The organism is Fischerella muscicola PCC 7414 (genome assembly GCF_000317205.1).
Classification (GTDB): Bacteria; Cyanobacteriota; Cyanobacteriia; order Cyanobacteriales; family Nostocaceae; genus Fischerella; species Fischerella muscicola.
On sequence record NZ_AJLK01000128.1, the window covers coordinates 1 to 16,612 of the forward strand.

Genomic DNA, 16,612 nt, shown 5'->3' on the forward strand with positions numbered 1-16,612 from the left:
GAACTACTTCCTACAGAATTTAATAAATCTATAGCGAGTTGAACTTTTTCGCAGCTATGGGTTGCGATCGCACCGTGCATTTCGCTAGGATCTGTAGGCTTATTGGCTATAAGCAAAAGCTTGTTGGGGATAAAGCTACACTATATTGTGAACTATCTTGCCCAAACCCCAAGAAATTGAGATTTTAAAGACAACAACAGAAAAAGAGAAACAATGGCCAAACGTGTACAGTTAGTTTTAACTCAGGATGTCAGCAAGTTGGGTAAATCCGGCGACTTAGTAGAAGTAGCTCCCGGCTATGCTCGCAATTATTTACTCCCCAAAAGTTTGGCAACCTTTGCCACTCCTGGTATTCTCAAGCAAGTAGAACGCCGTCGAGAAGTAGAACGCCAACGGCAACTAGAACTCAAGCAACAAGCACAAGAGCAAAAAGCAACGCTGGAAAAAGCAGGTAGCTTCAGCATTGCTAAACAAGTTGGTGAAAAAGAAGCTATTTTTGGTACTGTCACCAGTCAAGATGTAGCCGATGTCATCCAACAAACCACCGGACTGGAAATTGACCGACGTGGTATTACCATACCCGATATTAGCAGGTTAGGTACTTACGAAGCAGAAATTAAGCTCCACAGTGAAGTAACAGCAAAAGTCAACATTGAAGTTGTAGCTAGCTAGAATCAGTGAACAGTTATCAGTTATCACTGGTAACTGCAAAACACATCTGTTCTCATATATTTGTGGTGTGAAGACGTTGCATTGCAACGTCTTTATATATTTAACATGTAAAAGAAATTTTGGACTATAAGGGAATATAGTCACATTAATCTAATATCTAAAATTTTATATGTCTATGTCTGAAGAACTTAATTTTCAAGGAATAGGCAACGATCGCCTACCTCCGCAAAATATTGAGGTGGAAGAAGCGATATTAGGGGGGATTTTGCTCGATCCAGAAGCAATTGGTAGAGTGAGCGATCGCCTAGTTCCAGAAGCATTTTATATTAGCGCTCATAAAGATATCTACCAAGCTGCCATTGTACTCCACAATCAAGGTAAACCTACAGATCTGCTCTCAGTCACAAGTTGGTTGGCTGACAACGACTTACTCAACCGTGTTGGGGGTAGAAATAAATTAGCAACGCTTGTAGATCGCACAGTTTCAGCGATTAATATCGACGCCTTAGCCTCATTGGTAATGGAAAAATATATGCGGCGTCAGTTAATTAAAGCTGGTAATGAAATTGTGCAATTGGGTTATCAAACAGAAAGCGAATTACCTCAAATTCTCGATCAAGCAGAACAAAAAATCTTCGCCGTTACTCAAGAACGTCCCCAATCTGGTTTAGTTCACATTTCTGATAGCTTGGTTAATGCTTTTGAAGAAATAGAAACTCGCCATCAAGGTGTAGCATTACCAGGTATTCCTTGCGGATTTTATGATTTAGATGCTATGACTAGCGGTTTTCAGCGTTCAGATTTAATCATTGTTGCTGGCAGGCCGTCAATGGGGAAAACCGCATTCTGCTTGAACCTTGGTTATAACGTCGCCGCTTTATATAAACTACCAGTTGCTATTTTTAGTTTAGAAATGTCTAAAGAACAACTGGTACAGCGATTAATCGCTAGTGAAGCAGAAATAGAATCTGGTTATTTGCGGAGTGGACGTATCAGTCAAGCTCAATGGGAACCTCTCAGCCGTGCGATCGGCTTACTTTCAGAAATGCCAATTTTTATTGATGATACGCCTAATATTACAGTTACAGAAATGCGTTCTCAGGCGCGACGTTTGCAAGCCGAAGTAGGTTCAGAACTAGGATTAATTATTATAGACTACTTGCAATTAATGGAAGGAGCAGGCGACAACCGTGTACAAGAATTGTCTAGAATTACTCGTAGTATTAAAGGTTTAGCTCGTGAATTATCTGTACCAGTAATTGCCTTATCTCAGTTGAGTCGAGGAGTAGAAGCACGTACAAATAAGCGTCCTATGATGTCTGATTTGAGAGAAAGCGGTTCGATTGAACAAGACGCGGATTTAGTAATCATGTTATATAGAGATGAATACTATAATCCCGACACTCCTGATCGAGGTATTGCAGAAGTTAATATTACCAAACATAGAAATGGCCCAACTGGAACTATCAAACTTTTATTTGATCCACAATTTACGAAGTTCAAAAATTTAGCTAGACCAAATTATTAATAGTTAGTAGTTGATTGTTATTTGTTGTTTGAAAAAATCAACAACCAACAACCAACAACCAACCATCAACAATCAACTATCAACTAACTTTTAACAACTCCACATCAAAAATTAGAGTGGCGTTGGGAGGAATGACACCGCCAGCACCACGAGCGCCATAACCTAATTCTGAGGGAATGATTAACTGACGTCGTCCGCCGACTTTCATAGTACTAAGTCCTTCATCCCAACCTTTGATCACTTGTCCCTGGCCAATCTTAAACTTGAATGGTTGGTTGCGATCGCGTGAACTATCAAACTTCTTACCGTTTTCGAGTGTACCAGTGTAGTGAACTGTAACCGTTTGCCCTGGTTCAGGAGTCGCTCCTGTCCCCTCTTCTAAATCTACGTACTTTAACCCAGAAGGGGTGGTAACGACATTAGCATCAGACATAGGAGCGCTCGCAATCAGAGTATTGTTTTCAATAACAGTAGTGGGTACTGGTGTATTGTCTGTGATTTGGGCAGCGATCGCAGACTCTTGCTTACCACTGCCAATTTGGGCTACCACCAAAACCACAACACAAATCAGCATGAAACCCACGCTGAGTAAAATCGCTTTCAAAATTAACCCTCCCTACTTAAGCTGGTTTTAAAATTTAGCATAACCAGTAGGATAAAATTCAGTGTAAATCAGAAAGCGCCCCTAAATGGAATATTAGATTTTAGATTTTGGATTACAAAACTGTTAATAGCACAATTAACCATTAGCTATTAGCGCCAGAGTTTATTTTCTAAATCTCGTACTTGACGCTCTAATCGGTCAATTCTACCCCGCAATTCATCTACTTCTGACTGGCGTGCAACGCCTAAGTCTTGCATCATATTCCGCATTTGCCGTTGCATATTAGCTTCCCAGTTGCCCTGCTCAGACTTTAACTGGTTTACCATATCATCCATTACTGCTTTAGCTTGCTCAGGATCGAGTTTGCCATCTTTGACTAACTGATCACTTACTTGTTTCATTTTCTCTGCTACCAAGGATGTTGTACCAATACCAAGCATTAATAGCTGCTGCATCCAGTTGTTGCTGTCCATACCTAATCCCTATTAATCTTTATCTCACCAGAAACAATAACCTTACTTTTGCATCTAGCCAGAAACCAATGCCGCAAGGATAATTATCAAGGTTGGGTGATGTGAAAGCCTTACTTTTAAAAGTGAATGGATCAAACAGCACATCACCCAGTAATTGGTAATTGGTAATTGGGAAGATTGCAAACAAGTTTTACCCATTACCCATTACCTATTAGCCATTACCGGGACAACCCCGCTACCAAAATATGGGCGAATTCCCCAAAATTTAATCGGGGTGTCCCCTCAATCTAGACTATAGCTCTATTGTGACAAACCTACACGGGGATTAAAAGGAGTGATTATCGAACTGCTGCGGGTGAAAGTACCACCTGAACATCGGGAACAATACATCCAAAAGGACGCCGAAATTTGGACAGCAGCACTTGCTCGTTATCCTGGTTTCCTCGGTAAAGAAGTTTGGATTAATCCTAATGACACTGGAGAGATTATTTTAGTAGTGCAGTGGGCGACAAGGGAGGAATGGAAAGCGATTCCCCAAGCTGAAGTAGATGCTATAGACCAAAAGTTTAATCAAGAATTAGGATTTGAGTCTGAGATCGTAGAGTTCTGTGAGTACCAGGTACGGAAATTTCCTAGAAAGAGTGAGTGAGCTTTGAGGATCACCCCTCTGTTAAGAAGCATCATAAATCTTCTAATACCAATTCAAAAAATATTTAAGAGCAGATAATCCCACCCGCTTGACGACACCCTCCCCGATCTCGGGGAGGATTGGGGAGGGGTCTGATACCATTCATGTGTTGCATTCTTTTTCCAAATTGGTATAACTGTGAACACTCCAGCGTTTGAGAATTGGCTCGGCCATGCAGATCTGGACTAACCTGTAAAGTGAAATAGGAAGTCGAAGAGTATCAGGAGCATCCATGTACGTGCTAATTGGTGGAGCAGGCTTAGTAGGGCTAAATCTGGCTCAAAAATTGGTAGAAATAGGGCACACTGTTGCCATGATTGACATTGATCCTAACGCTTGCCGCTATGCCCGCGAACAAGTGGGAGTAATGGCTTTTGAAGGCAGTGCTGTGAGTACAGAAGTATTGCTAGAAGCTGGAATTCGTAAAGCCGACGCCCTAGCCGCTGTCCTCAGAAGTGATGCTTTGAACTTAGCAATGGTAACACTTGCCAAACATTACGGTGTTCCCCACATTCTGACTCGGATGCGCCATTCCGATTTTGCTGAACCGCTGCGTTTGGCAGGAGCAAATCATATCATTAGTACTGTAGAGCTAGCAGTTTCAACGATGGTGAATGCCATTGAGTATCCGCAAGTAGAATCAATGATGCATTTTGAGCAAGGGCAGATTGAGGTGTTGAAACTTTCCATCCCCAACAATTGCTATGTTGTTGGTCGTAGTGTTGCTGAAATTGCTCAGGATTCTCGTTTTCCCACTGGCTCTCTCATTATCGGTTATCAACCTCATCCCCACGAAGCTTTAACGATTCCTAACGGGAGTACAGTACTCGAACCGGATTCAACTGTGCTGATTGTGACAAAACCAGGGTCATTGCATCAAGTGATTGATTTTATGGAAGGCTGTAAATAAATTTAATGAAATTATACCGACATTTTTATTTAGCAATTGCTTTTATTTTTCTTGTGTCTTGCACATCATCAGAGAATCCACCAAAATCACAATCGGATACTAATCAGCTAAATCCATCTCCAAAGGTGGTAACTCTGGATAAAAATTTTCAGATAGCTATGGGTCAAACTATTTATGTACCTGTTTATTCCCATATCTATCATGACGATCAACAAAAGATTTTAGATTTAGCAGCTACGCTCAGTATTCGTAATACAGACTTGACCAACTCTATCATCATTACTTCTGTTCGCTACTATGACTCAAACGGTAAATTAGTCAAGCAACATTTAGAGCAACCTATTCAACTAGATGCGCTAGCTTCTTATGATTTTTTTATCAATAGAACTGACACTAGTGGAGGTTTAGGAGCAAATTTTATTGTAGAGTGGGTAGCTCAAACAGAAGTTTCTGAACCTATAGTAGAGGCAGTGATGATTGCAACTGAATTCCAACAAGGAGTTTCTTTTGTTAGTCCTGGCAAGGTAATCAAAACTCAAAAAAATAACAAAAACCTGCCTTCAAAGCAGGGGTCATGAAAAATTATCAATCATCATCTAGTTTCAGCAATTGTTTATCTATTCTCGTTAACCTGCCACGGGCAATTTCTTCTGTGAGAATTCGCTTACGTATTGCCTCGTTGAGTGCTGCTTTCTCTGCTAGTAGTAATTGACGACGAATAGTATCAAGTTTTTTGTGTTCGCCACTTTTGGCATCAAATTCGTCCGGGCGGCGATTATAGAATTCTCGTAATGCCTTTTCTGCTCCTGCTATTTGCACTTGGTAGGCTGAACGCATCTCTTCATACACAGCTTTTGGTAGTACTCCTGTTTTCAATAAAGTCTCTAATTCATCCTGTGCTGCCTTAGCAGTAATTAACTGAGCTTGTAACTCTTCAACTTGCTGTTGAGTCTTTGAAAATTTAGATAATTTTAAACGTTTTACCAGCCAAGGCAAACTTAACCCTTGACCTACTAATGACACCAGGACACTACCGAAGACTAAAGCAATGAGACTTTCTCGCCCTGGCAGTGTGGCGGGTAAACTTAATGCCAGAGCCATTGAGAGTGAACCCTTGATGTTGCCTAAAAATAGTAAATGTTGCCAGCGCAGTGGAATTGGACGGTCAAGCCAACGCATCATAGCTAGCAGGGGATAGACTGTCAGAACTCGCCCGACTTGGTACGCCAAAACAGCAAGTACAATTGCAGGTAAAGCCCTCCAGAGTGTTACCAGGTCTATTTCTACACCAATCAGTAGAAAAATAAAGGTATTGGCAGTAAAACTGGCATATTCCCAGAAACTCAATAAGGTGATGCGACTAGAAGCAGGAGAATAATTGAAACAGTGATTAAGGAGGCAACATCCACTTTGGTTTAGGAAATTTGTTTTGACTTCTTTAATCAACGTCGTCAAAATGCGATCGCGTCTCACCAAAATATATCTCAAATATGGAAATTGCCTGTAATTTTGAATCCTGCCCAATAATAGGGATGACTATAAACTTTTGTATCTGCCGCCATTTGACTAGTTCTATACAGTTCTGATGCTAAATGGGTTTTAATTCTTAATCCCTCTGAAGGCATTTGCTTTAACAAATCTTCATACCATTGTGTCAGTTCAGCAGCAGTTAATTCCTTCAGCCATAAGATGGCTTCACCTAAAGCGAGAGCAGGTGATATATTTTGCTTGATTCGTTGGTAAAACTCTATCATTACCAAAGTACTAGCTGGTGATTCTACAGTCCAGAGATTACTAATAATATGAGGAATTCTCTGATTCAGCAGAAAGTTGAATAAGTCACTAAATTCAGTAGTTATACTTTGGGGACAAGCTGTTGTAGTTTCGATATTGCACAAGGTAACTAGTTTGTAGTTTGCCAGTTGATGAATATCGAGTTCTGCAAGAGTGATTTTCTCTTGATTTGCTAATACTAATTCTGAGGCATACGGCTGGCTATAATTAGGAATTACCTGCCCCAAAAAGTGAAATATATTGTAATCTTTTTGTAGAGAATTGAGCACAAACTCTTTAGTAGCTCGTGCTTCTTGAATGCATTGAGAATGAGTAAATATTTGACTAATTACTTCAGCTTCTACCTTAGCAAATTTGAGTTTCGACGAACCTGTAGCTTGTTCAACATATAACAGCAGCTTTTCATCTGTTTTTTCTATGGGTTTTGAATTTAACGATAAACCCATCTGAACGCTTGGTAGGTAGGTAATTGTGAAATGAGAGGACACATTTAAGGATTCTTCCTCACTCGCAGAGTGGAGATAGAAAAGCGCATGAAGAGGTAATTTGTGCAAGTCGCGGTGGGGAATCAAAATCAATTGGTTAATGTCTTCAAGTTCTTGCACAATCGCAGAAATATTGAGAATTTTTTTGAGTTGTAGCAGTTTGCGTTCAATGTCCGAGTCCCAAGCATACTTGTTTCGGCTTTGTTCTTCTTCACCGAGACTAGAATATTCTTGATATTGTTGATGCCATTGTTCTATCCAATCTTCAAATGCACTTAAACGTGCAACTGCTTCCGGTACAGGCAACTCATCAATTGAGGCAAAATTAAGTATTGGTGTAAAAATGGGTATAGGTTCAGGGGATTTGTATTTAATAACAAAAGTGCGTAATGTACAAGGGCTAATATGCCAGTAAATTATTGCTGTTTTGGGATTAAGTAGTTGGTGAATTTCGTTGTAACTGGGTGAGAAAATTTGCTCACGCCAACCAGAAAATAGCCAAGTAAAACAAGCATTTTTGCCGTATTCGGCAATTTCCCAACCTTGTGCTAACTCCCCAAATTGTATGGCTATATCAACAGTCAACTGCCATAAACCCACAAATTTTAAAGCCAGCTGCTTTTTATCTTCGTTGCTGCGAGTCGGTTCTTCTAACAGACTTTGCAATAAATCGGTAGCACGCTTTTGGTATTGGTGTGCTAGTTTTGTTTCTCCCAAAACAACTAAGGTTTTGATGAGATTTTGCAGAGTCTCTAAATGCAGCACAGGAAAGACTTCGGCTGTGAGGGTAGTCAGTGCATTTTCGTAAGCAGCAACAGCTTCTAGCCAATAATGACGGGGTACAGGATGTCTTTTACCTCGATCATAATGAGCATTACCAATTGCTAAATGTAATCTACCCCAACCTTCAGGGTGGGTATTTGAGCTAATATATTTGAGTCCTTCTTGATAACTGGCCAATTTTCCCTCATAGCCACGTTCGTTGAGGGCATGATTATCGGCTGCGATGCTGCTAAACACAGGCGATCGCCATTCCACCATAATTGCATTGCCAGCAGCGCTACCCCGACCTAGCCAAGCTTCCCAGTAGTCTGGTTTAATTTTTAAAGTGCCATCATAAGAGATAATCGCTTCTTCATATTGCCCCAAATAAAATTGGGCTACACCCCGGTTGTACCAAGCAAGATAAAAGTCGCTTTGAATTTCTATGGCTTTGTCGTAAGAGGCGATCGCTTCTTCTCGGCGTCCTAAATTGTCCAACGCCACACCCCGGTTAAACCAAGTTAAATAAAAATTAGGATTAATTGCTATGGCTTTATCCCACGAGGCGATCGCTTCTTCCCAATTTCCCAAACTGGCTAAGATGACGCCTCGATCAATCCAGGCTTCGTGGAAGTTGGGTTGAATTTGTGTAGATCGATCATAGGCGGCGATCGCTTCTTGGATGTTGCCTAATTTTTCCTTAACACCAGCCAATCCATACCAAGCTTGGTAACATTCAGGGTTAATTTGAATTGCTTGATGATAATTGGCGATCGCTTCTTCCCAGTTACCGATGTTAAATAATGCTACCCCTCGCTTATACCAAGCTAAATCAAACTCTGGATAACACTCAAGGGCTTGATCGTAACAGGCGATAGCATCATAATTTTGTCCGGCTTCTGCTAAGGCAGTCCCCCGGAAATACCAAATTTCTGGATCTTGGGGTTGCAGTTGTAATGAAGCATCAAAACTAGCAATAGCTTCAGATAACTGTCCTAGCTTGAGCTGTACTAGCCCTCGTCCAGACCAAGCTTCTTGATAGTCGTTTTTCAATTTTAAGGCTTCATCAAATGAAGCGATCGCTTCGGTAAAATTTCCTAACTCACTCAGGGCTGCGCCTCTGTTGTACCAGCCTTTATAAAAATCAGGTTTAATTCCAATCGCCCGATCATAAGAGGCGATCGCTTCTGGGAAATTTCCTAAATAAAATAGCGTTAAACCCCGGTTAAACCAATATTCATAAGCATCGGGATTTAATTCAACGCTCTTATTGTAATATGTCAACGCTCCTGCCAAATCTCCTATCTTAGCCTGTTGCAGACCTTCGTAAAACCATGCCTCTGCTTGGACACTGTTGCCATTTGATTCATCGCTAAGTGCTTCAATAATCGCATGAGTATCGGTGGTTTGAATTCCCAACCCCACAGCTAATTGTTGTACTAAATTAGTACTCTGCTCTAACCTCAGCAATAGATCATCAAGTGAAGTTTCTACAATTGGCGGTGAGTTTTGCCAAGTTTCGTCTAATGCTGTAGCTGCAAGACTTTCTCTGACCCAACTTTCTTCTTCGTATTCTTGCCAAGCAGTATCCTCTTTTACTACATCTAAAGGTGGAACAAAATGGTCGAGTGTTTTGCTTACTACACCATCTTCTTGGTACTCCCATAAAAGTTCCCCAAGATTGCGTATCAAATCTATCCCTGGAGTTGCCGATACAGGTGTGGGTATAGTATTTTCCTCATGCTGATTTGGCAGATTTGCGGGTAATTCTGCTTGTGGTAAAGGAATAGAGTTAGGTGTCGACTCTGGGGTTTCAAAATCTATGGTTAAATCTTCTGCGTCAGTGTGCCAATATTCTCCACCTAAATTCCGTGTTAACAGGCGTATACCAATATCGTAGGCAAGGTCTCCGACTGTTCCAATCCTCAATTCACCTAATTGCACCATCCTTTCTGCCAGCTGATTATTTGGTGCAGGTGAAGATAGTAATTTTTCACCAAAGTTTAATAGCCACTCTATCCAGCGATCTGTACTGATACGATGTTCCATCCGTTGCAGATACTTAATTGCCCAGTGCTGTCCTCGTGCCTGATACACGCCTTCCAGCAGTTGGGTGAACAAAAATTCCAGATCCGCGTTGGTCAATTCCGGTAGCTGCTGTTCCACCTGATACCCCGCCATAGCCTTGCTATAAGCAGTCTGCTTTCTGCTATAGGGGGACTTCCATAACCTTTTTAGCCAATGTACTAGCCACTTGAGCATTTGAGGGACTCTTGGATGCTTTTCATATAGATTTTAGCGATCGATGTTAAAAAAAACTCACCATTTACGTAAAATCTCGTTATAATTTTTACATAGAAAAATGCTAAATTTATCACTCCACGTCTAACTAATTCTACAGTAAGACACTGGTCTAAAATTTATAGCGATTATCTCAGTGATGGTCAAGTGCATAGTATACATAATTTTGTCTGGAAAATGGGTGTGGGGGTAATAAGGCTTGGTTAAGGGGAAAAGGGTAAAGGGTAAAGGGGGAAAAATAAGCATTATCCCCTTTTTCCTTTCACCTTTAACCCATAGGTTGACCAGATCCCCGACTTTTTGGAAAAGTCGGGGATCTGACGCCTTGCAAAGAGTCAAAACTTATGTGGTCGAGTACCAGAAATAGTAATTTTAAATAACGCGATCGCACTTCTTCCAATTCTTTCTCTGCGTCCTGGTGCAATTGATTCCAAAACCAACCCAAAAAATAAACTCGGAATTCGGAATCAAAATCAACTCCGACTTCCGAATTTCAAATTCATAACTAAACTAGTAGTTCACCAAATTGATTTTGACAGTTTGGCTAGATCCCCGACTTTTTTAAAAAGTCGGGGATCTGACATCTCGCAAGCTGTCAAAACTTGTGTGGTAGAGTACTAGCGGTCTACAGAACCCATAATTACGTCGATACTGCCCAGAATCACCACAATATCGGCTACCTTTACACCCCGCAGCAAATGAGGGAGAATTTGCAGGTTGTTATAATCTGCTGGGCGAATCTTCCACCGCCAAGGGAAGACATTATCATCACCAATCAAATAAATTCCCAATTCACCTTTACCGCTTTCGACGCGGCTGTAAATTTCGCCTTTAGGAATCTTAAAGGTAGGAGCAACTTTTTTGGCAATGTATTGATAATCAAAGTCATCCCACTCAGATTTTTTGCCCGCCTGCATCCGCTTCGCTTCTAAGTTCTCGTATGGGCCACCTGGAAGTCCTTTGATAGCCTGGCGAATGATTTTCACGGATTCGCGCATCTCCCGCATCCGCACCAGGTAACGGGCTAAGCAATCTCCGGCTGTTTCCCACTGTACTTCCCAATCGAAGTCATCGTAGCATTCATAGTGGTCTACTTTCCGCAAATCCCACTTGACGCCAGATGCACGTAACATTGGACCAGAAAGTCCCCAATTAATTGCTTCTTCGCGGGTAATAGTACCAACACCTTCTACACGTCGGCGGAAAATAGGATTATTGGTGACTAAGCGTTCATACTCATCTACTTTGGGTAGGAAGTAATCGCAGAAGTCTTGGCATTTATCTACCCAACCGTAAGGTAAGTCAACCGCCACTCCCCCAATGCGGAAGTAGTTGTTGTTAACCATGCGATAACCTGTAGCAGCTTCCCACAGGTCATAAATCATTTCCCGTTCCCGGAACTGGTAGAAAAAGGGAGTTTGAGCGCCCACGTCAGCAAGGAACGGGCCAAACCACAATAAATGGTTAGCGATGCGGTTTAACTCCAGCATGATGACGCGGATGTAGCTGGCGCGTTTGGGGACGGTAATCCCTGCTAACTTTTCTGGGGCGTTGACTGTGACGGCTTCGTTAAACATACCCGCCGCATAGTCCCAGCGACTCACGTAGGGAACATACTGGATATTAGTGCGGTTTTCCGCAATTTTTTCCATTCCCCGGTGTAGATAGCCAATTACCGGCTCACAATCAACAACGTCTTCGCCATCTAAAGTGACAATTAACCGCAGAACCCCGTGCATTGAAGGGTGATGAGGCCCCATGTTCAGCACCATTGGTTCAGTACGGGTTTCTATTCTTGCCATAGATTTCAGTGTTCTCCGGTTTGTGAACGATGAAGCCAGTAACCCCTACTTGAAAATTATTTGACGTTTTTGGTTTCGGGTGGCTTTTTGAAGATATATTTGCTACTAATACACATAAATTCCACAAGTTAGGATTGGAGAATTCATGCGTTTGCCTTGGATTCAACTAATCTAATTATATTGAGATGGGTGTAGACAAGCCGATTCACACTTACAGAACTATCCATAGGCATTCAAGAAGATTACTATAAGCTATCCTAGTGTTTTCTCGCACCAAATTCAAAAAGTGTAGTTTCAATCAGTAAACAGACGTATGGTGTAGTGTTACCGCCCACCAATGCTTTCGACCAATTCGTCGGGAACTTAAACCCAAACCGAAGATGCGCTCTTTACTGATAACTGATAACTGTTAAAGTCGTCTATTTTTATGTCCAGTTAACATGAACTCTCATGCCTCCGAACCAATAGATATCGAAGAATCGGCTTTTTCCCATATTCCTGTGTTACCTCAAGCAGTGATTGAGGGTTTAGCGGTACGTGCAGGGGGACACTATCTTGATGCCACGGTAGGGGGTGGAGGTCACACTCGTTTAATTTTAGAAGCTGCGCCCGATGTACGAGTAACTGCTATTGATCAAGATGAGGATGCTTTAGTGGCGGCGCAAAAGGAATTAGCAGAGTTTGGAGAATGTGTTACATTCATCCACACTAATTTTGCTGCTTACGAATTTCCACCTAGTACTTTTGCTGGTATTCTCGCAGATTTGGGCGTGAGTTCTTACCATTTGGATACAGCAAACAGAGGTTTTAGCTTTCGCCACGAAGCTAATTTGGATATGCGAATGAATAGGCAACAATCTCTGACAGCAGCAGATGTGATTAATGAGTGGGATGAAGCTGAATTAGCAGATATTTTTTTTAAGTACGGGGAAGAAAGACTATCACGACGCATTGCTAAACGCATCGTCGAACAGCGTCCCTTTGAAACTACTACAGAGTTAGCACAGGCGATCGCTTACAGTGTCCCCCCGAAATACCGTTATGGCAGAATTAATCCTGCTACTCGTGTTTTCCAAGCACTGCGAATTGTTGTTAACGACGAGTTAAAGTCTTTAGAAACCTTTCTGGATAAAGCACCACAAGCACTTGTCCCAGGTGGCAGAATCGCGATTATCAGTTTTCATAGCTTGGAAGACCGTTTGGTTAAACATGGTCTGAGGAATTCACCCTTGTTACAGGTTTTGACCAAAAAACCAATCACAGCACATGAAGAGGAAATTGTCAACAATCCCCGTTCTCGTTCTGCAAAATTGAGGGTTGCCCAGAGGGTTGGGTGATGGGGGGCTAGGGGTCCCCACTTTGTGGGGTTGGGGGGCAATGGGGAACTCACCGGCCCCCACTCCCCTAAGGCAGGACTGTTTCATTCTCACAAGAAAAATGGTTGAATCAGGATGATAACAGTATTGAATCAGAGTGCTATGACTGCCAGCTTAATTGTAGAACTCAAAAAAGTACCAGATTTCTGGTCACTGGGGTATTGAAAATCGTCTTCATTGGATTAAGGATGTTGTTTTTGATGAAGACTCTTCCCAAATGATTGATGGCTATGCTGCTGCTAACTTCTCGATTATTCGTAGTTTTGTCATTAACCTCTTGCGTCACAATGGTTTTAATTCCCTAACCAGACCAATACGACATTGCGCCCATGATATTAAATTACTTTTTTCCTTTCTAGAATGAAACAGTCCTGCTTTGTAAGGGGAGGGAACAGTTTCCCCCATGTTGCGAATAGGGTTTTTCTGACCACGCACCACTAATAACTACTCCCTTAAGTCAAATCTCTTCTAATCCGAGTTAATGCCTGGTTTAAACCTTCGCTGTGAATCCAACCGACAAACCCGCCGTAAATCATTCTGTCATTACGATCGCCTAAAAAAACATGGTCAACTCCAAGGAGGTTTTTCCAAGTCCTCACCACTGTCCCATCCCTGAGTCTCATCATCGGATGAGAACTTTTAAAATCTCTGTGGTGGGCGCGAGTCATGCCAGGGACATTCTCTAAAATCGCGATCGCTTCTGTTGCATCATCTGTTGTATTAGAGTGAACTACCGTTGCACAACCGCATCCATCAGTTACAGTCGTCTTGAGTCTATCTTTCATATCACCGTCAAACAGCGACAAAGACTCAATCTCTTCTAGCAACTTGCCATGTGGTTCATTCTGTCGGCGCTGGCAATAAATTGCTGTAAGAAAATCCTCGAGACTGACTTTTGCCAAAGCATCGGTAATCAAACCTGTCAGACCCAAAACTGCAATTCCACCCAACATACCCGCAGGCCCACCCAGAAAAGCTAAAGCTGCCGTAATGGCTGCTGCACCTGTTAAACCTGTAGCTGCCATTGTGATTACCAAAATTACACCTGGTAAACCTAAAGCGGCTACTTTTTTGACAACCTCATCCATAAATATACAACCTATAATAAAATGACTTCACAGAAGCGATCGCACTTCTTCAGAAGCCATTTTATCATCCAATATTAAGTATAATTTTACACTATTCTACAGTCACACTCTTCGCAAGATTACGGGGCTGGTCGACATCTAAACCACGGCGGGCGGCGATATGATAAGCCAGTAATTGCAAGGGAATTACCGTCAGGATGGGAGAAAGTAATTCATCCACAAAAGAGACAGGAATTAAATCATTAAAAATTTCTCCTGCTTCTCCATCTTTGACGGGGGTAACACCAATTAAGCGAGAATCACGGGCTTTTGCTTCTTGGGCGTTGGAGATCACTTTTTCATAGACACTACCAGGCATAGCGATCGCTACTACTGGCACTTTTGCATCCAATAAAGCAATGGGGCCGTGCTTCATTTCTCCGGCTGGGTATCCTTCAGCATGAATGTAGCTGATTTCTTTTAATTTCAATGCCCCTTCCAAAGCAATCGGGAAGTTTATCCCCCTACCCAAAAAGATAAAATCTGTGGTTTCAGCAAATTCATGTGCTAATTGTTCGGTTAATTTTTCCTGACTTTCCAACGTTGCTTCTATTTCTTTGGGAATCTGCCGTAATCCTTTGAGGATATCTTCTAAGCTTTCGTGGGGAAGCGTTTGGCGACTATAAGCCAAATCCAACGCTAAAGCGTAAAACGCCATTAATTGCGCAATAAAAGTTTTTGTCGCTGCTACTCCAATTTCAATACCAGCAAGGGTATTAATAATATGGGGAACCATATGCCCCAAACTACTTTCGGGACGATTGGTAATACCTAACAGTCGTGCTTGATACTTTGGTTCTCGACCCTGACGACGTTCCTGTTCCATTGCCAAGGCTGCTAATGTATCAGCAGTTTCACCTGATTGAGTAACGCCAATAGTTAGGGTATTGGGTGTCAGGGGTGAGGGAGCGTAGCGAAATTCAGAGGCATACTGTACCTGAGTGGGAATTTGTGCTAGTTGTTCGAGTAAGTATTTACCGACTAAAGCTGCGTGCCAACTAGTACCACAAGCTACAATTTGAATCTGTTCTAAATCTGCGTAAACTTCAGTTGGTAAACCAATATTGATTGGAGAATTGCTACTGTTTTCTGGATGCGAATTAGTGTTAAAGTACGCTTCTAAACTTGCCCGCACTACTCCTGGTTGCTCGTAGATTTCCTTGAGCATGAAGTGCTTGAATCCTTGTTTTTCCACCATCATTGGATTCAAGCTGAGTAGGCGCGGGTGTTTTTTGAGCCTCTGCCCAGCAAAGTTGTAAATTTCTACGCCCAAAGGAGTAAGACGGGCCAATTCACCATTTTCTAGGGGTAGTACCGCCCTAGTATGGGAAATAATTGCTGGAGTATCGGAGGCGCAGAAAAATTCCCCTTGACCAAAACCAATAACTAGAGGAGCCTGTTGCCGAACGACAATTAATTCATCAGGGTAGTCAGCATTGATAATTGCGATCGCAAACGCACCATGTAATTCGTTAACAGCTTTTCGCACAGCCTCCAAGAACAGAGAATCAGAGTTAATCTGTCCTAAGGCTATTTCTTCTTTGAGAAATTGAGCGATTAAGTGGGGTATAACTTCTGTATCTGTGTCTGAGCAAAACTGATGTCCTTGGTTTTTGAGTTGTTCGCGTAGTTCGCGGTAATTTTCCACAATCCCATTTTGTACTACAGCTATGCGCCTTGCTGTATCTATATGGGGATGAGCATTATACTCTTCTGGTTTACCGTGAGTCGCCCAGCGAGTATGACCAATGCCAATTTGGGCAGGAGTTTGTAAATGTTCTAACTTGGAACGTAGGTTAGATAGTTTACCTTTAGCTCGGACACAATGAACTTCTCCTTCCCAAATCGTAGCAACTCCAGCAGAATCGTAACCTCGATACTCCAGTTTTTCCAGCCCAGATAAGAGAATTTCTGTCGCCGCTTGAGTCCCTACATAACCGACGATACCGCACATTACTCACACCACTAGAATTTTCAGGATGATCAAATTCCAGTATAGATGCTAAGTAGAGGGGAGGTGGGGCTGACGGGTGTAGGTTTTTTACAATTAATTTAGGGAGAGGGGTGTCGTGCCAAAATTATTGAAACTA

General features: G+C 42.0%; 12 protein-coding genes and 1 pseudogene. 6 read left to right on the forward strand and 7 right to left on the reverse strand.

Annotation, left to right across the window (positions count from 1 at the left end; genetic code table 11):
* Positions 1-213: 213 nt before the first annotated feature.
* Positions 214-672, forward strand: a complete 459-nt coding sequence (gene rplI / locus UYI_RS0120850) for a 50S ribosomal protein L9 (protein ID WP_016868609.1) — start codon at positions 214-216, stop codon at positions 670-672.
* A gap of 175 nt (positions 673-847) precedes the next feature.
* Entirely contained in the window at positions 848-2,200 is a 1,353-nt protein-coding gene (gene dnaB, locus UYI_RS0120855) for a replicative DNA helicase (RefSeq protein WP_016868610.1), read from the forward strand.
* Positions 2,201-2,279: 79 nt separating this feature from the next.
* Here the strand turns inward: dnaB and UYI_RS0120860 are convergent, their stop codons facing one another.
* Positions 2,280-2,804, reverse strand: coding sequence for an FKBP-type peptidyl-prolyl cis-trans isomerase (locus UYI_RS0120860; protein ID WP_016868611.1), 525 nt, complete (start codon positions 2,802-2,804; stop codon positions 2,280-2,282).
* A gap of 149 nt (positions 2,805-2,953) precedes the next feature.
* Complete coding sequence (locus UYI_RS0120865; RefSeq protein ID WP_016868612.1) at positions 2,954-3,277, reverse strand: phasin family protein; 324 nt, start codon at positions 3,275-3,277, stop codon at positions 2,954-2,956.
* Between the two features lie 334 nt (positions 3,278-3,611).
* Between UYI_RS0120865 and UYI_RS0120870 the strand changes: the two genes are divergently transcribed.
* The 3 genes from UYI_RS0120870 (at position 3,612) to UYI_RS0120880 (ending at position 5,453) form a co-directional block, all read left to right on the forward strand.
* Positions 3,612-3,926: a TIGR03792 family protein gene (locus UYI_RS0120870; protein ID WP_016868613.1), complete on the forward strand. Its 315-nt coding sequence runs from the start codon at positions 3,612-3,614 to the stop codon at positions 3,924-3,926.
* Positions 3,927-4,197: 271 nt separating this feature from the next.
* The gene (locus UYI_RS0120875) at positions 4,198-4,875 is read left to right on the forward strand and encodes a potassium channel family protein (RefSeq protein ID WP_016868614.1); all 678 of its coding nucleotides are present in this window, start codon (positions 4,198-4,200) and stop codon (positions 4,873-4,875) included.
* A 5-nt stretch (positions 4,876-4,880) separates the two neighbouring features.
* Positions 4,881-5,453: a DUF3124 domain-containing protein gene (locus UYI_RS0120880; RefSeq protein ID WP_016868615.1), complete on the forward strand. Its 573-nt coding sequence runs from the start codon at positions 4,881-4,883 to the stop codon at positions 5,451-5,453.
* A 7-nt stretch (positions 5,454-5,460) separates the two neighbouring features.
* Here the strand turns inward: UYI_RS0120880 and UYI_RS33040 are convergent.
* The 3 genes and pseudogenes from UYI_RS33040 to UYI_RS0120895 all read right to left on the reverse strand — a co-directional run.
* Positions 5,461-6,243, reverse strand: a pseudogene (locus UYI_RS33040) (cation:proton antiporter domain-containing protein); the annotation flags it as partial.
* Positions 6,244-6,359: 116 nt separating this feature from the next.
* Entirely contained in the window at positions 6,360-10,178 is a 3,819-nt protein-coding gene (locus tag UYI_RS0120890; RefSeq protein WP_026086078.1) for a CHAT domain-containing protein, read from the reverse strand.
* Between the two features lie 656 nt (positions 10,179-10,834).
* Positions 10,835-12,019, reverse strand: a complete 1,185-nt coding sequence (locus UYI_RS0120895) for an NAD(P)H-quinone oxidoreductase subunit H (RefSeq protein WP_016868618.1) — start codon at positions 12,017-12,019, stop codon at positions 10,835-10,837.
* Between the two features lie 440 nt (positions 12,020-12,459).
* On the opposite strand from UYI_RS0120895, the gene rsmH reads away from it, so the two are divergent.
* The gene (gene rsmH, locus UYI_RS0120900; RefSeq protein ID WP_016868619.1) at positions 12,460-13,356 is read left to right on the forward strand and encodes a 16S rRNA (cytosine(1402)-N(4))-methyltransferase RsmH; all 897 of its coding nucleotides are present in this window, start codon (positions 12,460-12,462) and stop codon (positions 13,354-13,356) included.
* Between the two features lie 491 nt (positions 13,357-13,847).
* On the opposite strand, the gene UYI_RS0120905 is transcribed toward rsmH, so the two are convergent.
* Both UYI_RS0120905 and glmS read right to left on the reverse strand, forming a co-directional pair.
* Entirely contained in the window at positions 13,848-14,483 is a 636-nt protein-coding gene (locus UYI_RS0120905) for a hypothetical protein (RefSeq protein WP_016868620.1), read from the reverse strand.
* Positions 14,484-14,574: 91 nt separating this feature from the next.
* A complete protein-coding gene (gene glmS / locus UYI_RS0120910; RefSeq protein ID WP_016868621.1) occupies positions 14,575-16,476 on the reverse strand; it encodes a glutamine--fructose-6-phosphate transaminase (isomerizing) in 1,902 nt (633 codons plus the stop codon).
* Positions 16,477-16,612 lie beyond the last annotated feature (136 nt).